Annotated in this window: 21 protein-coding genes and 1 pseudogene; 12 read left to right on the plus strand and 10 right to left on the minus strand. The window is 64.3% G+C overall.

Annotation, left to right across the window (positions count from 1 at the left end; genetic code table 11):
- Positions 1–95: 95 nt before the first annotated feature.
- Together AWB65_RS08345 and AWB65_RS08350 are read left to right on the plus strand one after the other, a co-directional pair.
- Complete coding sequence (locus tag AWB65_RS08345) at positions 96–2591, plus strand: glycogen/starch/alpha-glucan phosphorylase (protein ID WP_087666710.1); 2496 nt, start codon at positions 96–98, stop codon at positions 2589–2591.
- Positions 2592–2620: 29 nt separating this feature from the next.
- Positions 2621–3295, plus strand: a complete 675-nt coding sequence (locus tag AWB65_RS08350) for a VIT1/CCC1 transporter family protein (protein WP_235007548.1) — start codon at positions 2621–2623, stop codon at positions 3293–3295.
- 26 nt (positions 3296–3321) lie between these two features.
- On the opposite strand, the gene AWB65_RS08355 is transcribed toward AWB65_RS08350, so the two are convergent.
- From AWB65_RS08355 to tauA, 3 genes are read right to left on the minus strand one after another with little or no spacing between them, the layout of a single operon-like run.
- Complete coding sequence (locus AWB65_RS08355) at positions 3322–4242, minus strand: ABC transporter permease subunit (protein WP_374729736.1); 921 nt, start codon at positions 4240–4242, stop codon at positions 3322–3324.
- On the minus strand, positions 4188–4967 hold the full coding sequence (locus AWB65_RS08360; RefSeq protein ID WP_087666712.1) for a taurine ABC transporter ATP-binding protein: 780 nt from the start codon (positions 4965–4967) through the stop codon (positions 4188–4190). The genes AWB65_RS08355 and AWB65_RS08360 overlap by 55 nt, the downstream gene beginning before the upstream one ends.
- Positions 4964–6001 (minus strand): taurine ABC transporter substrate-binding protein, encoded by a 1038-nt coding sequence (gene tauA / locus AWB65_RS08365; protein ID WP_087666713.1) that lies wholly within the window; start codon positions 5999–6001, stop codon positions 4964–4966. The genes AWB65_RS08360 and tauA overlap by 4 nt, the downstream gene beginning before the upstream one ends.
- Positions 6002–6299: 298 nt before the next feature.
- Here tauA and AWB65_RS08370 point away from each other — a divergent pair, with 298 nt between their 5' ends.
- The 5 genes from AWB65_RS08370 to AWB65_RS08390 all read left to right on the plus strand — a co-directional run bounded on the left by AWB65_RS08370 (position 6300) and on the right by AWB65_RS08390 (position 10939).
- Positions 6300–6767, plus strand: a complete 468-nt coding sequence (locus tag AWB65_RS08370; RefSeq protein ID WP_087666714.1) for a rhodanese-like domain-containing protein — start codon at positions 6300–6302, stop codon at positions 6765–6767.
- Positions 6768–6800: 33 nt separating this feature from the next.
- On the plus strand, positions 6801–7745 hold the full coding sequence (gene epsC / locus AWB65_RS08375) for a serine O-acetyltransferase EpsC (RefSeq protein ID WP_087666715.1): 945 nt from the start codon (positions 6801–6803) through the stop codon (positions 7743–7745).
- On the plus strand, positions 7742–8002 hold the full coding sequence (locus AWB65_RS08380; protein WP_087666716.1) for a helix-turn-helix domain-containing protein: 261 nt from the start codon (positions 7742–7744) through the stop codon (positions 8000–8002). Before epsC ends, AWB65_RS08380 begins: the two co-directional genes overlap by 4 nt.
- Before the next feature lie 95 nt (positions 8003–8097).
- Entirely contained in the window at positions 8098–9030 is a 933-nt protein-coding gene (locus AWB65_RS08385) for a family 2A encapsulin nanocompartment shell protein (protein ID WP_087657662.1), read from the plus strand.
- The gene (locus tag AWB65_RS08390) at positions 9005–10939 is read left to right on the plus strand and encodes a family 2A encapsulin nanocompartment cargo protein cysteine desulfurase (protein ID WP_087666717.1); all 1935 of its coding nucleotides are present in this window, start codon (positions 9005–9007) and stop codon (positions 10937–10939) included. Before AWB65_RS08385 ends, AWB65_RS08390 begins: the two co-directional genes overlap by 26 nt.
- 45 nt (positions 10940–10984) lie before the next feature.
- Here the strand turns inward: AWB65_RS08390 and AWB65_RS36860 are convergent, their stop codons facing one another.
- Genes AWB65_RS36860 through AWB65_RS08400 form a run of 3 tightly spaced genes read right to left on the minus strand, consistent with a single transcriptional unit; the run spans position 10985 to position 12778 of the window.
- Positions 10985–11758: an acyl-CoA dehydrogenase family protein gene (locus AWB65_RS36860; RefSeq protein WP_235007549.1), complete on the minus strand. Its 774-nt coding sequence runs from the start codon at positions 11756–11758 to the stop codon at positions 10985–10987.
- Between the two features lie 3 nt (positions 11759–11761).
- Positions 11762–12190 (minus strand): hypothetical protein, encoded by a 429-nt coding sequence (locus AWB65_RS36865; RefSeq protein WP_235007550.1) that lies wholly within the window; start codon positions 12188–12190, stop codon positions 11762–11764.
- A 12-nt stretch (positions 12191–12202) separates the two neighbouring features.
- Positions 12203–12778 carry a peroxidase-related enzyme gene (locus AWB65_RS08400; protein WP_087666718.1) on the minus strand — a complete coding sequence of 192 codons (576 nt, stop codon included), beginning with the start codon at positions 12776–12778 and terminating at the stop codon, positions 12203–12205.
- A gap of 206 nt (positions 12779–12984) precedes the next feature.
- Here AWB65_RS08400 and AWB65_RS08405 point away from each other — a divergent pair, with 206 nt between their 5' ends.
- The 5 genes and pseudogenes from AWB65_RS08405 (at position 12985) to AWB65_RS08425 (ending at position 16846) form a co-directional block, all read left to right on the plus strand.
- Positions 12985–13626 (plus strand): peroxidase-related enzyme, encoded by a 642-nt coding sequence (locus AWB65_RS08405; RefSeq protein ID WP_087666719.1) that lies wholly within the window; start codon positions 12985–12987, stop codon positions 13624–13626.
- A gap of 76 nt (positions 13627–13702) precedes the next feature.
- A pseudogene (locus AWB65_RS08410) lies at positions 13703–14047 on the plus strand (DUF3088 domain-containing protein).
- A gap of 251 nt (positions 14048–14298) precedes the next feature.
- Positions 14299–15123 (plus strand): isocitrate lyase/PEP mutase family protein, encoded by an 825-nt coding sequence (locus AWB65_RS08415; protein ID WP_087666720.1) that lies wholly within the window; start codon positions 14299–14301, stop codon positions 15121–15123.
- Positions 15124–15225: 102 nt separating this feature from the next.
- Positions 15226–15672: an SRPBCC family protein gene (locus AWB65_RS08420; RefSeq protein WP_087666721.1), complete on the plus strand. Its 447-nt coding sequence runs from the start codon at positions 15226–15228 to the stop codon at positions 15670–15672.
- A gap of 145 nt (positions 15673–15817) precedes the next feature.
- On the plus strand, positions 15818–16846 hold the full coding sequence (locus AWB65_RS08425) for an SGNH/GDSL hydrolase family protein (protein WP_087666722.1): 1029 nt from the start codon (positions 15818–15820) through the stop codon (positions 16844–16846).
- 15 nt (positions 16847–16861) lie between these two features.
- Here the strand turns inward: AWB65_RS08425 and AWB65_RS08430 are convergent, their stop codons facing one another.
- The 4 genes from AWB65_RS08430 to AWB65_RS08445 form a co-directional block, all read right to left on the minus strand.
- Positions 16862–17755, minus strand: a complete 894-nt coding sequence (locus AWB65_RS08430) for an NAD(P)-dependent oxidoreductase (protein ID WP_200821687.1) — start codon at positions 17753–17755, stop codon at positions 16862–16864.
- Positions 17752–18063: a putative quinol monooxygenase gene (locus AWB65_RS08435; protein ID WP_087666723.1), complete on the minus strand. Its 312-nt coding sequence runs from the start codon at positions 18061–18063 to the stop codon at positions 17752–17754. Before AWB65_RS08435 ends, AWB65_RS08430 begins: the two co-directional genes overlap by 4 nt.
- A gap of 36 nt (positions 18064–18099) precedes the next feature.
- Entirely contained in the window at positions 18100–19458 is a 1359-nt protein-coding gene (locus tag AWB65_RS08440; protein WP_087666724.1) for an NAD(P)H-dependent oxidoreductase, read from the minus strand.
- Positions 19459–19638: 180 nt separating this feature from the next.
- Complete coding sequence (locus tag AWB65_RS08445) at positions 19639–20547, minus strand: LysR substrate-binding domain-containing protein (RefSeq protein ID WP_087657673.1); 909 nt, start codon at positions 20545–20547, stop codon at positions 19639–19641.
- Positions 20548–20603 lie beyond the last annotated feature (56 nt).

Genomic DNA, 20603 nt, shown 5'->3' on the forward strand with positions numbered 1-20603 from the left:
ACATCAGCTTCGAACCCATCAACCCGACGCGCGTGCATGGCGGTAATCGAGCGACGATGCTCACCCCGGCGCCCGGGTATCCCGAGGGCCCAAGCATGGACGACTCCCCCACCAACGCCTCGCCTTGCTCCGATCCTGCGCGCAGTGGTCTGGATCGTGGCTCGCTGCAACGCGGCATCCTCGACAACCTCATCTGCCTGCAAGGCCGTTACCCCGGCGTCGCGACGCCGCACGACTGGTACATGGCATTCGCCTACACCGTGCGCGACCGGCTGCTCGCGCGCTGGGTGGCATCGGCGCATACCTACCTTTCGCGTGAGGTGCGGATCGCCTGCTATCTCTCGGCCGAGTTCCTGATCGGTCCGCAGCTCGGCAACAATCTCGTGAACCTCGGCCTCGAAACGGAGGCGCGCGCGGCCTTGCAGGCGCTCGATCAGGATCTCGACGCGCTGCTCGCGCTGGAAGAGGAACCCGGCCTCGGCAATGGCGGGCTGGGGCGGCTCGCCGCCTGTTACATGGACTCGCTAGCGACGCTCGAAATCCCCGCGATCGGCTACGGCATTCGATACGAATTCGGCATCTTCGACCAGGAGATTCGCGACGGCTGGCAGGTGGAAGTCACCGACAAGTGGCTGCAAAAAGGCAACGCATGGGAAATCGTGCGGCCTGACGTGAGCTTCTATGTCGGCTTCGGCGGGCACACCGAAAACGAGACCGATGAGCAGGGTCACCTGCGCGTGCGCTGGATACCGACGCGTCAGGTCAAGGGCGTCGCGTGCGACATGCCGATGCAGGGCTATCTCGTCTCCACATGCAACACGCTGAGGCTGTGGAAGAGCGAGGCGGTCGAATCGTTCGACCTTAAGGACTTCAACGCCGGCGACTACTATCAGGCCGTGCAGGAGAAGGTGATCTCCGAAACGCTATCCAAGGTGCTGTATCCGAATGACGAGCCGGAAGCCGGAAAGCGCCTGCGTCTCGCGCAACAGTACTTCTTCGTTTCCTGTTCGTTGCAGGACATGCTGCGGCTGCTCAAGCTGAAGGGCAAGCCGGTGAATCGCTTCGGCGAAGTCTTTGCGGCGCAGTTGAACGACACGCACCCGTCCATCGCCGTCGCGGAGCTGATGCGCCTGCTCGTCGACGAGCGGCAACTGCCGTGGGATGAAGCGTGGGATATCACGCGATCCACGTTCGCCTATACGAACCATACGTTGTTGCCCGAAGCCCTCGAGACCTGGGGACTGCCGCTCTTTCAGAGGTTGCTGCCGCGCTTGCTCGAAATCATCTACGAGATCAATCGGCGCTTCCTGGACGAGATCCGTCAGCGCTTTCCGGGCGATGATGAGCGCGTAAAGCGAATGTCCCTCATCGACGAGGCCGGCGACAGGAAAGTGCGCATGGCGAACCTCGCGACGATCGGCAGCCACGCAGTCAACGGTGTGGCCGCGTTGCATTCTGAATTGTTGAAGCAGACCGTCATGCGCGATTTCGCGGACGTGTGGCCCGATCGGTTCTGCAACGTGACGAACGGCGTGACGCCGCGCCGCTTCATGACGCTGAGCAATCCGGGCCTCGCCCGTCTCCTCGACGAGACGATCGGCTCAGGATGGGTCACCGATCTCACGCGACTCAAGGCCCTGGAAACGCACGCCGACGATGCGTCGTTCCAGGACCGGTGGCGCAAGGTCAAGCAGTCGAACAAGGAGGCGCTGGCGCGGCTGATTCAGGAGAGAACAGATATCGTCGTCGATCCAGCGGCATTGTTCGATATTCAGGTCAAGCGCATTCACGAGTACAAGCGACAGCATCTGAACGCGCTTTACATCATCGGTCTGTATCAGCGTCTGCGGCGTGATCCCCGGCTTGCTGTCGCGCCGCGCTGCTTCGTGTTCGGTGGAAAGGCGGCGCCGGGTTATGCGATGGCGAAGCTCATCATCCGGCTGATCACGGGCATGGCCGAAGTCGTGAACAACGATCCGCAGATCGGCGGGCGGCTGAAGGTGGTGTTCTTCCCGGACTTCAACGTGAAGAACGCGCACAGCGTCTATCCCGCTGCGGACCTGTCCGAGCAGATCTCGACGGCGGGCAAGGAGGCATCGGGTACGGGCAACATGAAGTTCATGATGAACGGCGCGCTGACGATCGGAACACTCGATGGAGCGAACGTCGAGATCCGCGAGGAAGTGGGCGCGGAGAACTTCTTCCTGTTCGGACTGTCGGCCGCGCAGGTCGAGCAGGTGAAGCGCGAAGGATATCGTCCGGCGGAGCGGGCGCAAGCGGACGACGGCTTGCGGGAAGTGCTGGACCTCATCGCCAGCGGACACTTCTCGCGCGGTGAGCCGGATGTGTTCCGTCCGCTCGTCGATAACCTGCTGCATGCCGACCCGTTCCTGGTGCTCGCCGATTACGCCGATTACGTCGCGTGCCAGGATCGCGTGAGCGCGGCCTGGCACGACACGCGGCGATGGACGCGCATGTCGATCCTGAATACGGCGCGCTCGGGCAAGTTCTCGTCGGATCGCGCGATCAGCGAATACTGCGAGCGGATCTGGAAGACGCCCGCCGTGAGGATCACTCTAGCCCGATCTTGAGTGCGAATTTGGGGTATCGAGCGATGTTCGTGAGCAAGTCACCACGCGTGGACGAGGCCGAAACACGAGAGCCCGTGCTCGATACGGTCGATCGGGTCTCGGAGTTGTGCTTCGGCTTGTTCATGGCGTTGACGTTCGTCGGTACGGTTTCGGCGACGACGAGCGGTGATGATGCCGGCAGGAAGATGCTCTACACGGCACTGGGATGCAATCTCGCGTGGGGTCTCGCAGACGCCGTGATGTACCTGATTCGAACGCTGACGAATCGCGGAAGGCGGCTCTCGCTCGCGCTCGCCGTCAGGAACGAGCCCGATTCCGCTGCCGGCGTGCGCGCGCTGCGCGACGCCTTGCCCAAGTCCCTGAGACTGCTCGTCACCGATGCCGAGCTCGAACCCGTCCGCAGACGCCTGGCCGAAGCTGAGGGCTTACCCGATAGACCCCGCTTCGTCCGTGACGACTTCGTCGCGGCGGCCGGAATCTTCACGATCATCGTACTTTCGACATTTCCTGTTGCGGTGCCGTTTGTCGTCATCGGGCACGTTCCCACCGCCTTGCTCGTTTCGCGCGTTCTTACGCTTGCGATGCTGTTCGGCTGTGGCCTCGCGCTCGGAAGCTATGCCGGCTGGGGTGGCTGGAGGGCGGGCTTCGCGATGGTCGTGCTGGGAGTCCTCCTGACGATGGCCATTATTGTGCTGGGCGGTTGATCGGCGTGTGAAGCGGCAATCAGCCGTCATCGCCCCTTCCACGGCACCAGTCGACGCTCCAGCACCCGCATGCCAAAGTCGAAGACCCACGCGATCAACCCGATCAGCACGATCCCCATCACCACGACGTCCGTGCGCAGGAAGCTCGACGCATTGAGCACCATCTGCCCGAGTCCCGCGGTCGCGGCGACCATCTCCGCCGCGACGAGCGTCGTCCAGCCGAAGCCGACCGCGATGCGCAATCCGGTCAGAATCTCGGGCAGCGCGGCGGGCAGCACCACGTGCCAGACCACTTGCCGGAAGTTCGCGCCGAGCGACCACGCGGCATTCACCTGCTCGGCGGTCGCGCTCTTTGCGCCAGCCCGCGCGGCCATCGCGATCGGCGCAAAGCAGGCAAGCCAGATCACGACGATCTTCGCGGTTTCGTCGATGCCGAACCAGATCACGACGAGCGGCAGGTAAGCCAGCGGCGGCAGCGGCCGATAGAACTCGAGCGGCGGATCGAGCACGCCGCGCGCGATCCGGCTCACGCCCATCAGGATGCCGATGGGCACCGCCGTCACGACGGCGAGAGCAAACGCACCGAACACGCGAAGCGCGCTCCAGAGCAGATGCTCGGACAGCGGCAGGCCGCCCTGAAGGCGCCCGTGCACGGCATCGACGAAGGCGCGCCACACGGCTTCCGGCGAGGGCAGAAAGAGCGGCGGCAGCCAGTGGAAATGCGTCGCGGCCCACCAGAGCGCCGCGAGCGCCACGACGCATGCGATGCTCGGCACGGCCGTCGGACCGGCGCCCGGCATGCCGCGATAGCGCCTGCCGCGTCTCGGGCGGCCAGCGCGAGAATGAGTGGTCGTCGCTGCATGCGGCAGCGGCGCGTCCTGAACGGATTGCGTCACACGGCCTCCGTTACGGGACGATGCAGACGGCGCGTCAGACGCTCGCGCCATTCGATGAACGCCGGTGACGACTTCACCGCGCGCGCATCGCGATCACGCACGTATTCGCGCGAGAACGGCAGTTCGTGCACCTCTTCGATACGGCCCGGACCCGGCGTCATCAAAACGAGCCGCGTCGCCAGAAAGAGCGCTTCTTCGACGCTGTGCGTGATGAAGAACACCGTCTTGCCCGTGCGCGCCCAGACATCGAGCACGAGTTCCTGCACGTTTTCGCGCGTGAGGGCGTCGAGCGCGCCCATCGGTTCGTCCATCAGCAGCACTTCGGGATCGCTCGCGAGCGCCCGCGCGATCCCCACGCGCTGCTGCATCCCGCCCGACAACGCATACACCTTCGCGTGCTCGTGCTGCGCGAGGCCGACGAGCGCGAGCGTGCGACGCGCGATCTCGTGGCGCTTCGCCCGGCTGACGCCGCGAAAGCGCAAACCGAGCGCGACGTTGTCTAGCACGTCGAGCCACGGCATCAGCGCGTGCTTCTGGAACACCACGCCACGCTCCGCGCCCGGCCCGACGATCGGCTCGCCGTTGAGCGATGCAGCGCCCTCGGTCGGTTCGAGAAAGCCGGCGAGGCAGTTGAGAAGCGTGGTTTTTCCGCATCCCGACGCACCGAGCGCGACGACAAACTCGCCGCTGCCGATCTGCAGATCGACACCTTCGAGCGCGGGCGTGCTCGCGCCTTCGTAGGTCACGCCGAGATTGCGGATGGACAGCGACGTCATTTTGCGGCCTGCTGCGCGAAGCGCGGATCGACGCCGGTCGAATAGTCCGCGAGCACGTTCTGGATCGTGCCCTGTTGCTTGAGGAACTGCGCGGTTGCCGTCAGCGACTTTGCAGCGCCCGATTGCTGGCCGCCGCCAAGCCAGGTCGGCGACGCCTGTTCGCGCGCCGTCGGGAACGCGTAGAGCGCGAGGCTTGCGGGAACATCCGCGGCCGCCGCGCCCGACTCCTGTGCGACCGCCTGCACCTGCTTCGAGCCGGCGGTCCAGTCGGCTTTGTGATTGCGATATTGAGCATCGGTATCGGCGAGCACTCTCACGAAACCGGCGAGGAACGCGGGATTGTCCTGCGCGAACTTGCGCGACGCGACGATACCGTCGAAGGTTGCCTTGCCGGTGTCCTTCGCCACTTCGCCGGACGTGATCAAGACCTTGCCGTTCTGCTTGACCTTGGCGAGCACCGGGTCCCAGATGTAGGTCGCGTCGATATTGCCGCGCTCCCACGCCGCGGCCACTTCGGGCGGTCGCAGATTGACGATCTTCACCGACGACGGATCGACACCCGCCTGCTGCAGCGCGACGAGCGCATGGAAATGCGATGTCGACACATACGGCACGCCGAGCGTCTTGCCCTTCAGGTCAGCGAGCTTGGTGACGCCCGAGCCGTTGCGCACAACAAGCGCTTCGGCATCGTTGATGTTGTCGAGGATCCAGAAGAGCGACAGATCGACGCCTTGCGAAAGCCCTGCTGCGATCGGACTCGACCCCGCTTCACCCACTTGTATCGAGCCCGAAGCGAGTGCGCGGATCACGTCGGCGCCGCTGCCGAGCTTGCGATAGGTGACCTTGTAGCCGGTGGCTTTCTCGACGGCGCCGCTCGCTTGTGCATAGCGCCACGGCACCACCATGTCCTGATAGCCGATGACGACCTCGCGCGTTTCGGCCTGCGTCGCAGTGGAGGACAAGGTGAGCGCTGCCGCGACGGCAAGCGATGCACCGACGATCGGAAGGCGCAAAAGGCGAACGATGGGATTCATGGAACGTGTGTGAGGGTCGTTGTGAAGCTTCCGACTATAGGCACTTCGCGTGCCGCGCCTTCTAACGTTTTATGCGTAGCAAATGACACGAACGCAGCTTTGGTTTTCATCGGGGAAACGCTCGTGCTTCGAGCGCTGGACGCGCAAAACGCCAGGCCGCTTCTATGCAAATGACATTTGCTTGGTTTGCCTTTGCGCTCATGTCTCGCATCATCGTCGGTGATGGCTATAGACGGTTGCGTTTCGTCAGACGACTGTCGGAGCCATCGCTTTTGGACGAAACGAAAACGGAGACGTCATGACGCACGAAGTACAAGAACGGGTGATTCATCCTGTGCTCGAAGCGGCACGAGAGGCCGCTACTGCTGCTCAGTTGCCGTACGCAGGCGGTGTATCCCCGCGCGATGCCTGGGCGCTCGTGCAGGCCGGCGACGCGGTCCTGGTCGATGTGCGCACCGCCGAGGAACGCAAGTTCGTGGGCCAGGTGCCCGATAGCTTGCATGTCGCGTGGGCCACCGGCACGAGCCTGACGCGCAACCCGCGCTTCACGCGCGAACTGGAGGCGAAAACCGGCAAGGAAACGGTCGTGCTGCTGCTGTGTCGCAGCGGCAACCGCTCGGCGGCGGCGGCCGAAGCGGCGGCGAAGGCAGGCTTCACCAGTGTGTTCAACGTGCGCGAGGGCTTCGAAGGCGAACTCGACGCGCATCAGCGGCGCGGCACGCAAAACGGCTGGCGCTATCTCGGCTTGCCCTGGGTTCAGGATTAAGCCAGCAACGTTCAAACCAAAAGGACTGACACTGTGGCTGTATTCGACATCGACGACATCGTCCAATCGCTTCAGACGGTCCGCCAGCAATGGCGTGAAGTGCAAAAGCGCTCGCTCGAACCGGGCGGGCGCGAGCTGCCCGCGCGCGAGGCGCTTGCCGGCATCGTCGGCGCGCTGAAAGGCGCACTCTTTCCGATGCGGCTCGGGCCGCCCGATCTGCGGCAGGAAAGCGAGAACTTCTACGTGGGTCATGCGCTCGATTTCGCGCTGCAGGGGCTCCTTGCGCAGGCGCGGCTCGAACTGCAATTCAAGGCGCGTCATCAGCCGCGCGACGATCACGCGATCGAGACCCGCGCGAGCACGGCCGTACGCGCGTTCGCAAACACGCTGCCGCGCATCCGCAGCCTTCTCGACACTGACATTCTCGCGGCCTATCAGGGCGATCCGGCGGCGGGCAGCGTCGACGAAGTGCTGCTGTGCTATCCCGGCATTCTCGTGATGATTCACCATCGCATCGCGCACGAGTTGTATCGGCTCGACCTGCCGCTGCTTGCGCGCATCGTCGCGGAGATCGCGCACGGCGAAACCGGCATCGACATTCATCCGGGCGCGCGCATCGGAGGGGGATTCTTCATCGATCACGGGACGGGCGTGGTGATCGGCGAGACGACGGTCATCGGCGACCGGGTGCGCATCTATCAGGCGGTGACGCTCGGCGCCAAGCGCTTCCCGCGCGATGCGGAAGGGCATCTGGAGAAGGGGCTCGCGCGCCATCCGATCGTCGAGGATGACGTCGTCATCTATGCGGGTGCGACGATCCTCGGGCGCGTCACGCTCGGGCAGGGCGCCGTGATCGGCGGCAACGTGTGGCTCACGCACGATGTCGCGCCCGGCAGTTACATCACGCAGGCGCTGTCGCAAAGCGGCGAGGCAGGCGCGCGCGTCCATGCGCTGCAATCCGAGCAGGTCGCGCCATGAGCACGCTCGTGCGCCATTTTGGCGCGACCGTGCGCGAACTGCGCGAGTTGCAGGGCTGGACGCAGGAGCAACTCGCCGAACACGCGGGGTTGAACCGGTCGTACGTCGGCGAGATCGAGCGCGGCACCTGCATCGCGTCCATCGTCACACTGGACAAGCTCGCCACGGCGCTCGATGTGACGATGGCGCGCTTGCTGGCCTCGTCGAGCAGTGGTGCATGCGGCCTTGCAGCCGAGTTGCAAAAGAGCGAGACGTGACGGCTATAGCATGTTGAACGGCGTTTATGGCGTCGTGATAATGACGCCCGTTCATAAGCATTCCCTTCCTGCTTCTATAGACCCCGGAGCTTCACATGACCGCAACAGTCGGCGGCCCGACCGCGCTCGGCGATACCGCAGCACGGCAACTAGCCAACGCCACCAAGACAGTCCCGCAGCTTTCGACGATCACGCCTCGCTGGCTCACGCATCTGCTGCAGTGGGTGCCGGTCGAGGCAGGCATCTATCGGCTGAATCAGGTCAAGAACCCCGAGGCGGTGCGCGCACTATGCACGCAGCGCGAAGACGAGAGCATGCTGCCGCGTACCTTCGTCCCTTACGACGAAGCGCCGAGGGAGTACTTCCTCAACGCGGTGAGCACGGTGCTCGACGTCCACACGCGCGTGGCCGATCTCTACAGCAGCCCGCACGATCAGACCAAGGAGCAGCTGCGTCTCACGATCGAGACGATCAAGGAGATTCAGGAAAGCCAGCTCATCAACAATCCGGACTACGGCCTGCTCGCGAACGTCGCGGAAGAGCAGCGCGTCTTCCCGCTGACCGGCGCACCGACGCCCGACGATCTGGACGAGTTGCTCACGCGCGTCTGGAAAGAGCCGGCATTTTTCCTGACGCATCCGCTCGCGATCGCCGCGTTCGGCCGCGAGTGCACGCGCCGTGGCGTGCCGCCACCGACCGTCAGCCTCTTCGGCTCACAGTTCATCACGTGGCGTGGCATTCCGCTGATCCCGTCGGACAAGGTGCCGATCGCCGACGGCAAGACCAAAATCCTGCTCTTGCGCGTCGGCGACAAGCGTCAGGGCGTGGTCGGCCTGTATCAGCCGGGCGTCGCGGGCGAGCAGGGACCGGGGCTGTCGGTGCGCTTCATGGGCATCAACAACCACGCGATCGCGTCGTATCTGATCTCGCTGTACTGCTCGCTCGCAGTGCATTCGCCGGATGCTCTGGCGGTTCTGGACGATGTGGAGATTGCGAAATACCATGAGTATTCCGACACCTACAAGTAATCCCGTCAGCCACGCCGCGCCCTCCTTGCCGCAAGCGGACTTGCCGGCGGGTTTGCCTGACGTGGCGACGCTCGCGCGTCTCGCCAACGAGTTTTTCTCGAGCGTGCCGGGCCTCACCGCGCCGGTGACGAGCTCGGCGAGCAATCCCGCGCCGCCCGGATCGCCATTCGCCGGGCCGGGAGGCGCGGGCACCGGCATACCCGGTCTTTCGATTCCGCAGGGCAAGGTGCCGGGCGCGAATCTCGCGCCGTCATCGCCGATGCACGTGCTGTCGCTCGGCAATCGCGCGCCCGCGCTCGCGCCGCATGCGATCTCACATGACGGCGTGCCGGACACGCTGCAGACCGTCGCGCCCGCGATGGAACCGCGCTTCGGCGGCGGGGCGCTGGGCACGGAGCCGGTGCAGGTCGAACGTCCTTCGGCATCGAGCGCGGCTACGTCGGGCTATTACTTCCTCAACGACGCTGGCCCGCCGACGCACGGGCGTCAGGAGGCACTGAAGCCGGGACAGGGCGTGAGCGCGGAATCGTTTGGCCTTCCCGGCGACGACTTCCTGCGAGCGCTGTCCGCTCCGCAGCGCGGAGCAACCGCGCCGGCAGCAGCGCCAACGCCGGGCAGTTTCGATCGTGCAGGCTCGTACTACTTCGTCGACGATGATCGCAAGCAAGCGTCGTATGCCAGATCCGCGCATCCGCCATTCGACGTCAACGCGATCCGCCGCGACTTCCCGATTCTTCAGGAACGCGTGAACGGCAGGCAACTGGTCTGGTTCGACAACGCGGCGACGACGCAAAAGCCGCAGTCGGTCATCGACCGGCTCGCGTACTTCTACGCGCACGAGAATTCGAACATCCATCGCGCTGCTCATACCATCGCGGGCCGCGCAACCGATGCCTACGAAGGCGCGCGCGACACGGTGCGCCGCTTCATCGGCGCGGCATCGACGGAAGAGATCATCTTCGTGCGTGGCACGACCGAAGGCATCAATCTGGTCGCGAAGTCGTGGGGCGTGAAGAACGTCGGCGAGGGCGACGAGATCATCGTGTCGCATCTCGAACATCACGCGAATATCGTGCCGTGGCAGCAACTCGCGGCGCTGAAGGGCGCGAAGCTGCGTGTGATTCCCGTCGACGATTCGGGACAGGTGCGGCTCGACGAGTATCAGCGCATGCTTAACGGTCGCACGAAGATCGTGTCGGTCACGCAGGTGTCGAATGCGCTCGGCACGATCGTGCCGGTGCAGGAGATCGTGGCGATGGCGCATCGGGCGGGCGCACGCGCGCTGGTGGACGGCGCGCAGTCGGTGTCGCACATGCGGGTCGACGTGCAGCAGATCGATGCCGACTTCTTCGTGTTCTCCGGCCACAAGCTGTTCGGGCCGACCGGTATCGGCGCGGTGTACGGCAAGCGCGAGGTGCTGGAAGACGTGCCGCCGTGGGAAGGCGGCGGCAACATGATCGCGGACGTGACCTTCGATCGCACCACGTATCAGCCTCCGCCAAGCCGCTTCGAAGCCGGGACGGGCAACATCGCGGACGCGGCAGGGCTGGGCGCGGCGATCGACTATGTGACGCGCATCGGCATCGAGAATATCGGGCGCTACGAGCACGACCTGCTCGCCTATGCGACGAGCAAGCTGCAGCCGATTCCCGGCGTGCGGCTGATCGGTACGGCGAAGGACAAAGCGAGTGTGCTGTCGTTCGTGTTGAAGGGCTACGAGACGGAAGAGGTCGGGCAGGCGCTGAACGAAGAGGGCATCGCAGTGCGCTCGGGACATCATTGCGCGCAGCCGATCCTGCGCCGCTTCGGTGTCGAGGCGACGGTGCGGCCGTCGCTCGCGTTCTACAACACTTGCGATGAAGTGGACCGGATGATCTCGGTCATACGGCATCTTTCGTCGCGTCGTTGAGTGAATGCCGGGCGAGTGCGCTTCTCGCTCGCCCGGCATGTTTCATCACACCTTCCCGAGCACCCCTAGCCACGCTTGCCCGATCACTTCGTGGCTCGCGTCCGCATTGGGCGGATGAAACGCCCCGGCGCGCACATCGCGATAAAGCCGCTCAAGCTCATTGTTGCGTGAAAGGGCGCCAGCGCCCGCGATCTTCAGCGCGAGATTTACCACGCGTAACGCGCCATCGACCGCATGTTGTTTCGCGGCGAGCAGATGCGCGATCCAAGGCTCGTCTTCGGCATAGCCTGTCCACCAGCGATTCGCGACACGCTCCACCAGCGCCTCGATACTGTCCAGTTCGATAGCAGCCTGGGCGACGGCCTGCTGCGTGAGCGGCTTGTACGCGTAGGTCTTGCCGCCGATCGCGGGCGATGCACGATGCTTCGCCGACTCCACCGCAATATCGAACGCGCGCTTCGCAATGCCGTAATACACCGCCGCGAGCCCCGGCAATACGGCGCCGAGAATGCCGTCGACGAAGGGATCGTCTGGAATACCGGCGGGCAGCACGCGGATCACCTGGGCGCGCGGCGCGATTGCGCCTTCGAGGTAGGTATCGTCGCTGCGCGTGGCGCGCAGGCCGAGCGCATCCCACGTCTGCACCGTTCGATGGCCCGCCGCATCGCGCCGGATGAACGCATGGACGATCTTCGGCGCCAGCGGGTCGGATTCGTCGATGCCGTGCACGCCGAGCCAGTCCCACGCGGGCGCGAGCGACGTGAAGATCTTGCGGCCATCGAAACGGTAGCCGCCGTCGGGCAGAGGCGTTGCTTTCACCGACTACCAGGCGAGACCGAGATCGTTACCCGGCTCGCCGTGGCCTGCGGCAAAGACTTTGCCCGCGCCGGCTTCTTCGAGAATCCATTGCGCCGAGGTATCGCCGCGCCGGTACAAGTGCAGCGCCGCGCCGACCCAGTACAGATGCATGTTCAGCGCGAGCGCAGTCGCGGGCGCGCGTGCCGCGAGACGCGCCTGCTCGCGGACCAGTTGCGGCAGCGTGAGCCCCAGTCCACCGAATTCGAGCGGCACGCTCGCGCGCAGGAAATTTGCGTGGTGCAGATCGCTCAGATCCTCGGAGAAGAAATGATTCTCGCGATCGTAGCCGGCGGCTCGCGCGCCGATCGCATCGAGCAGTGCATCGGACAACACGCCCACCGGGCGCCGTGTTGCCGGAGCCGGCGCGGTAACGGGTTCAAGTACGGTACTCATCGATGGTTTCCTTTACGTGAGAGCCGCGAAATATTTCTCGTCCGGCACGACGCCGGCCGCGATGAAAATACGGTTGGTATGGTTGAACCACGACGCGGTTTCGATCGCTTCGAGAATATCGGCGTCGTCGAGGCCGACGTCGCGCAGCCTGTCGAGATCTTCCGTCGTGATCGCGCGCGGCGACGTCGTGATGGTTTCTGCAATCTCCGCTAGTGCGAGTTGTCTCGGCGAGAGACCGGCGAGGTGATAGTCGAGCGCGATGCGGCGCGCCTTGACGCGATCGCCGAGCACAGCGCCGAGCGCGTGCGCATGATGAATCGTGCAGAGCCCGCAGCCGTTCGTGCGGGACACGATGACCGCGATCAACTCACGCTCTTCGATCGGCAGGCGGCCGTTCGTCGCGCTGAAGAGCTTTTCGAAATACTGCGTGAAGCGGCGCGCCGTGTCCGGATTCAACGACAGCGCGCGAATCCAGTTGTCGCCGTGGTGCTGCTCGATCAACTGGCGGATGTCGTCGCTCAACGCATCGTGCTCGGGAACATCCAGGCGACCGAGGGCGCGTGCGCCCGCACTAAGGACTTCTGCCATGTCGCATTCCTCGCAAATGGAGTGGAGAAAGCTGCAGCCCATTATGTGCAGCGGTAGCGCGCGCGATCCAATATCGATTTGCGATTTGCTTTTCGATCCGCCTGCGATGCGCGCGATGCGATTTGCTTATGAGAAATCGGCCATACGAAGCGTCGGCGTGTGCGCTAATTTGAACGCTGTCCCTCAAGCCTTAGGAGAAGCCGCCGATGTCCACGCTCGCGCCTGAAATCGTTCATCTCGCGGATCACGCGAAGGCCGAAGCCGAACCGGTCTCGCGTTTCGGCGTGCCCGACGAGAACCGCCTGCCGCCGCATGTCGCGTCGATCTACGCGAAGTTTCGCCGTCAGTACGGCTTCGTGCCGAACTGGCTTGCCGCGCTCGCGATCAATCCCGACACGGCTTATCGGCTCGTCACGTTCTACGAGCATCTGTTCGATCCTCATCGCAGCCAGCTCACGGCGGCGGAGCGCGAACTGATCGCGGTGGTTACGTCGGCCGCGAACCAGTGCAGCTATTGCGTTTTCAATCACACGCAGGCGCTCGCGAACGTGCTGGGCGATACGGTGCGCGCACAGCGCATCGCGCAGGGCTTCCATCACGTGCGTCTCTCGGCGAAGGAGGCCGCGCTCGCCGAAATTTCCGAGCGCCTTACGCGCGACCCGAGCGCTATTCGGGAAGAAGATCTGCAATCGCTGCGGTCGATCGGATTCACGCCGCAAGCGGTGACGGAAGTGCTCGAAATCTCGGCGTTCTTCAACTATGCGAATCGACTGACGATCGCGTTGAACGTCGTGCCGGACAACCAGTTCTTTTCCGGGCGGGACATCGGGAGCGCGTCGACGCCGTAGCGCCTCGATTTCCAGACGTAAGTGTCTCGCGATCGACGCGAGATTCGGTTAGTCCATCCGATGGAGACCCAACCTGATGAGTCGTGACTTGCTTCTTCTGCTGGAAAACGGCTTCAATGATCCCGAGCGTCCGGGCGAGTTGTTCGTCTGTCCCGACTGTGCGCCGATCGAGGGCCTGCTCGCGAGCGATCCGTCGCGCAACGCGCGGCTGGATATCCGCCGCGTGCCGTTCGCGTGACCCCGCAAGGCAGTCATCGAAGTGCTCGGTGAGGCGCGTCAGGGCTTGCCCGTGCTGATCCTCGGCGACGAATATGCGTTCCCCGCTGACGCCGGCACGTTCGGTGAGACCCGCTATGTCAGCGACACGCGCCGGATTCTCGAACTCCTCGCCGAGCGCCACGGCTTTCCCAAGGTGCATTGATCGTCGGCGCTTCGCGCCCGAGACGCGCTCGGTCGCCGGCGTCATGCACGCCCGACGACGCCCCTTCGCTGTTCTTCGATAAAAGCGACTAACGGTCACGTCGCGCGCTCTCCTGGAATGCCGCAGGATGAGCGTCCCATCGCACCCACGCGGGCAATCCGGTTCATCCCATTCGCTCTCAACGTCTCGATGATGGACAATCACGCCATCCGACACGGGAGCCTCCGCTCCTGTTTAATAGGAGACACGCCATGACCCGCACTGTTGCCGAGAAGCGCGCCGCCTTCAAGGCATTGCACGATTCCGGATGCTTCATTCTGCCCAATCCGTGGGATGCAGGCAGCGCCCGCTATCTGAAGACACTCGGCTTTCAGGCGCTCGCCACGACGAGTTCCGGTTTCGCCTGGTCCACCGGGCATGCCGACAACTCCTTGCCTCGCGATGCCATCCTTGCGCATCTGCGCGAGATCGTCGAGGCGACGGACCTGCCGGTCAACGCAGACTTCGAAAGCGGCTTCGGCCGCGATCCCGCCGGTGTCGCTGAAAGCGTGAGGCTGGCGGTGGAAACCGGCGTCGCGGGCCTGTCGATCGAAGACTCCACCGGCGATGCCGCCGCGCCGCTTTTCCCGATCGATGTCGCCGTCGAACGGATCAGCGCGGCGCGGAAAGCAATCGACGAAAGCGGTGGCGATACGCTGCTCGTCGGCCGGGCGGAGAATTTTTTCGCCGGCAAGCCGGACCTCGACGATGCGATCGCGCGGCTCAAGGCCTACGCCGATGCCGGCGCCGACTGTCTCTACGCGCCGGGAATCAAGACGCGCGAGCAGATCGAAGCCGTCGTCGCGGCGGTGGCGCCAAAGCCGGTCAACCTGTTGATCGGCTCGACGTCGACGTTCACGCTGCAAGACGTAGCCGCGCTCGGCGTGCGGCGGATCAGCGTCGGCGGGGCGCTGGCGCGCGCAGCCTGGGGCGGTTTCATGCAGGCGGCTGAGGGACTTGCCGACGGACGCTTCGACGGCTTTGCCGGGGCGGCTTCCGGCGCGCAACTCGATGCCCTTTTCCGCGCGCAGTCGTGAAAATTTCACTACGGGTTTTCCCTGTTTCAGCCGATGTCGATGCGAGCGCGGCTGGAGCGTCGTAGAGATGTGACCAACTTGAATGTAAGAAACGAGACCACCATGACTACCGGAACCGTCCAGCTTCACCGCGTCTTGCGCACGACGCCCGAACGCCTCTACCGCGCCTTCCTCGAACCCGATGCCATCGCGAAGTGGCTCCCTCCCTACGGCTTCACGTGCCAGGTCCACCATATGGAAGCCCGCGTCGGCGGGACGCACAAGATGTCGTTTCGTAACTTCGGCACCGGCCACGGTCATTCGTTTGGCGGCGAGTACCTCGAACTGGTGCCCAACGAGAAGATCCGCTACACGGATCGCTTCGACGACCCGAACCTTCCCGGACAGATGCAGGTCACCGTTACGTTGCGGCAGGTTTCATGCGGAACCGAACTCAGCATCGTGCAGGAGGGCGTGCCGGAGGTTATTCCGGTCGAGATGTGCTATCTCGGCTGGCAGGAGTCGCTCGTGCAACTGGCGCGGCTGGTGGAGCCGGAGATTCCGGACTGACGCGCAGGACGCATGCTTGACGCCGGGAAGCTTGAGGCTACCGACAGCGCATGTTTCTTGCTTTTTGCTGCTGCTTATCGGAGAGCGACACACCAGACGGCCGCAACCCCGGCCGCTGCTCCCCGGCCGGTCAAGGAGAGCAGCAATGCAAGGAAAAAACGACTGGGTACGCGCTGCAATTTTTGCCTTCGCGATAGCGATGCTTTCAGCGTGCGGCGGCCACGGTGACGACTCGGGCGACAGCGGCGGCACGCCCACCACTCCGCCCGCAGGCGGTGTTCACCTGCAAGTCGTCTCGTTCGGCGACAGTCTCTCGGACGTCGGTACCTACGCGCCGCTCGCGAGCCCGGTCGGAGGAGGCCGCTTCACGACCAATCCCGGACAAGTGTGGAGTCAGAATGTCGCGCAGTACTACGGCGACACGCTGACGGCCGCCTACACGATCGACTTCACGCATAAGCTCAGTGCGCAGAGCGGCTTCGGTTATGCAGAAGGCGGGGCAACGGTCGCGACGCCTGCGGATCAGTCGGATTTCCTGACCGCCGTGATCGGCAACATTGAAATGCCGGTCACGCAGCAACTGTCGAGCTATCTGGCTTCGCACGGCAGCTTCAACTCTAATCAACTGGTGCTCGTCTGGGCCGGCGCCAATGACGTGCTTCGCGCAGGCCAGCTCCCCGCCGCAGCGCCGACCGTGCAGACGGCCGCCACGACCCTCGCGCAGATCGTCGGGCAGATCGTACAGGGCGGCGCTACGCACGTCGTGGTGGTGAATCTTCCGAACGTCGGTTTATCGCCGGAGGGCCTTGCTTCGTCCGATGGCGGAGCCAATCTCACGCAGTTGTCGCAACTCTTCAACGACACCCTGAATTCTGCCTTGCAGACGAACGGCGTCCAGTCCAAGGTCATTCGCGTCGATGCCTTCACGTGGCTGAACCAGATCATCGCGAACTTTCAGGCTAATGGGTTCGCGGTGTCGAATACCGCCGTCGCGTGCGATCCCAAGAAGACGCCCAATCAAACGGCATTGCTGTGTTCGCCCGCGACCTACGTGACCAGCAACGCGGACCAGACATACATGTTCGCGGACGAACTTCATCCGACGACGCATCTGCATGCACTCTTTGCGCAGTATGTGGAGCAGCAGATCGCGAGCAGCGGGCTGGGGCACTGAGCGTCGCGGGCAAGCTCACGATACCGGCAAGCCATTGCGCCTGCGCAGTTCGCGAATCAGCGCGCTATGGTCCAGTTCGCCATCGCCGTGTTCGACCATGTCGGTGAAAAGGCCATCGACGAGCCCCAGTACCGGCAATTCCAGCCCCACGCTTTGCGCAAAACCGAGCGCTGTCTTCGTATCCTTGATCTGATACTTGGCTGGCCCGCCCGGCGCGAAATCCCGCGCGATCATGCGTGCCGCGTGCTGGCGCAGGATCGTCGAGTCGGCGAATCCGCCGAGCAGCGCCGCGCGGACCTGCGCGGGATCGGCGCCGCCGCGCTCCGCGAGCAGCATCGCTTCGGCGACCGTCGCGATCGTGCTTGCGACCATCATCTGGTTGACGAGCTTCGCGAGCTGCCCTGTGCCGGCCGGTCCGATGCGAGTCGGACGGCCCATCGTCTGCAGCACCGCGCGCACGCCTTCGAAGACCGGCGCCTCGCCGCCTGCCATGATCGCGAGCGTGCCGTCCTGCGCGCCTTTCTCGCCACCGGAGACGGGCGCGTCGAGATAGCCGATGTCGCGCGACGCCGCCGCCTTCGCATGACGCTGCGCGGTATTGACGGGAATCGAGCTCATCACGATCAGCACGCTGCCCGCGCGCATCCTCGCGATGATGCCGTCGTCACCGAGCAGGATGTCGTCGCACGCGGGGCCTGAGCTCAGCATGCAGATCACGACATCCGCATCGCGCGCGGCTTCGCTTGCATGACCGACTACCTCGACTCCTGCGCCGGCGAGTGTCGCCGTCTTGTCACGGGTGCGGTTCCACGCCGCGACCCGGTAGCCGGCGCCAGCGATGCGCCGGGCCATCGGCAAGCCCATGATGCCCGTGCCGATGAAGCCCACTGCAAGACTCGCGCGCATCATGCAGGCTCGCGACGGCCGAAGCGCACCGTGCGTTCCGCGACGATCAGCGCCGGAAAGCCGGCACGAAAACGATCGAGGTGCGTGGTCTGCAAGTGCGCGTCGAACGCGGCGCGATCGTCGTAGACTTCGTAGAACATGACGCGCGCCGGCGTCTCGTCGAGCAGGACGATGTCGAACTGCCGGCAGCCGGGCTCGTCGGCGAGCGAGTGCCGGGCGTCGTCGCGTGCGAGCGCGAGGAAGTCGCGAACGCAGTTGGCCTTCACTTCGAACTCCGCGACGACTACGAACGCTTCGGTTCCGCTATCCATGCTGGACTCTCCATTCGATGCCATGATGTGCGCGCCTCACGCTGCCTTCGCCGGCTTGCCGAGCGCACTTTGCTCCATCTCGCGACGCAGCGCCACTACATCGAGATCGCGTTCCAGTTCAACATCCTCGAAGCGCACGATGGTGTCCTTGGCGACCGGACGCTTGAGTCTGACGTTGTGCGCGAGCCCGATCGGCAGGCCGCCGATGGCAAGGCTCTTCGATGCCGGGATCGCATTGGCCCAGACCGCATAGCCGCCTTCGCCGTCGAGCATCTCGCCCGGCTTGAGGTCGCGCTTGGCGGTCGCCACGGCGTCGCCTCGGAATTCCTTCGACGATCCCGTCGCTTCGCCGCGAAGTACCGCCGACAGCACGCTCACGCTGGTTTCGAGGCCGATCATGTGGAACGGGCGCCACATCGAGCCGTACCAGCCGGTCGGATCGACGAGCAGGCCGTATTGCTTGAAGCAGGCGCGCGCGTATTCGTTCGGCGCCTTGAACGTGACGAACACGCCGTAGCGGATGTTGTTAAACACTTCGCGCCCGTCCGGTTCCTGGCTGGCGGCAATGTCAACGAGGCCGCTGCGCGACAAGCGTCCGCCATCTTCCGCTGGCCGGAATACGCGCGCCAGATCGTGCAGGCCCGCGGGGGGAAACGCGAGGCCGTTGTCCGGGCAATCGAGGCCCGTGCCGTTCGCAACCGCCGCCATCTCGATCGCGGCCTTGGTGCCGTCGGTGAAGGAGTTGTACATCTTCGGGTTGAAGTCGCCCTTGGCCACTTCTTCATCGGTCCATCCGAAGAAGCTCCACACTGTGTCCGGCGTCGAATAGCGATAGCGCGGTTCGAAGTTCATGCCCTTTCCGGCCGAGGTCAGCTCGAACCCGCACGAGCGCACCCAGTCCACGAGTTCGCAGATGATCGCGGGCTGGTCGCCGTACGCCATGCTGTAGACGAGACCGCGATCGCGAGCGCGCGCGGCGAGCAGCGGGCCGCACATCGCGTCGGCTTCGACATTGACCATGACCACATGCTTGTTGCCTTCTATCGCGGCCAATGCGTGGCGCACACCGGCGATCGGATGACCCGTCGCTTCGATGATGCATTCGATCTCATCGCACGCGGCGAGCGCGGCGGCATCGTCGAGGACGCAGGTGGCGCCGGTCTTGACGGCATCGGAGAGGGTACGTGCACCGTATTGCTCGGTCGGCCAGCCGACTCGCGCAAGCGATGCGCGCGCCTTGCCGACGTCGAGATCGGCGACGCCCACGACATGCAGCCCTTCGATATGGCGGGCCTGCGACAGCACCATCGAGCCGAACTTGCCGGCGCCGATCAGGCCGACGCGAACGGGACGTCCGGATGCGTTGCGTGCCTGGAGCAGACTGGAGAGATTCATGTGCAATCCTTTGTGGTCGAGACTATGGATCGTGGCCGCGAACGCGGCGCGCGGTGATTGGCCGGGGTGGCGTGATCGAAGGCATGACAGCGGTGCGCCTTACTTGCGAGCAAGTGTAGTCAGGGGCTTCTGCCAGAACAATTAACATTTCCGAGGCGATTTGTTAGCCAGGCTTCAACATCAGCGGGCGGCGGGAAGTTGGGACGCGGACTGCCAGGCGGCACGCTCGGCGCGCAGCCAATCGAGGAACAGGATCACTTTCTTCTTGTGCAGATGCTCGAACGGGCAGACGATCCACTGCGTCGTCAGGCGGATCGCCGGGGGCTCGCGCACCGGGCAGATCAACGTGCCGTCGCGCAACTCGCGCCACATCATGAGCGTGCTTTCGAGCGCGATGCCCATGCCGTCGACGGCGGCATCGATTGCCATATGGCTGCGATCGAACAGCACGCGCTGCCCTGGATCGAGCGGCGCCGCGCGTGCCACCGAGAACCAGTGTGGCCATTGGACCTGCGACTTGATCGAGTAGATGAGTCGATGCCGCTGAAGATCGGCGGCATCGAGACTCGATGGCGCGCAGTACGCGGGCGAGCATACCGGCAGGAACGACTCCTCGGTCAGCGCCTCGACATACACGCCCGGCCATTGCCCGGTGCCGTGACGGATCTCGATATCGACTGCTTCCTGCGCGAAGTCGGTCATTTCATTGGTGCCGTTCAGGCGCACCTCCAGATCGGGATGACCGTCGAGAAACGAGCGCAGACGCGGCAAGAGAAACTTGGTGGAGAGCGTTGGCGTCGCGCGTACGGTCAGGAGCGTGACGGAGCGCAACCCGCGTATACGCTGAGTCGCATCCGCGATGCGATCGATCTCCTCTGAAATCATCGCGAAGTAGCGCTCGCCTGCTTCGGTCAATGCCACGCCGCGTCCGACCTTCGTCATCAACGCCGTGCCCAGATGAGTTTCCAACGACTGGATTTGCTGGCTGACGGCCGATGGCGTGACGTTCAATTCCGCGGCTGCGCGAGAGATGCTCCCCGAACTCGCCGCCGCATGAAAAACACTGATGGCCCGCAATGGCAGATACATGATCACCCTTTAGATTGGCTACACCTTTGCGCAAAATAATTGAATTGTCCTTCACC

The organism is Caballeronia humi, assembly GCF_001544475.1.
In the GTDB taxonomy this organism is placed as follows: Bacteria; Pseudomonadota; Gammaproteobacteria; order Burkholderiales; family Burkholderiaceae; genus Caballeronia; species Caballeronia humi.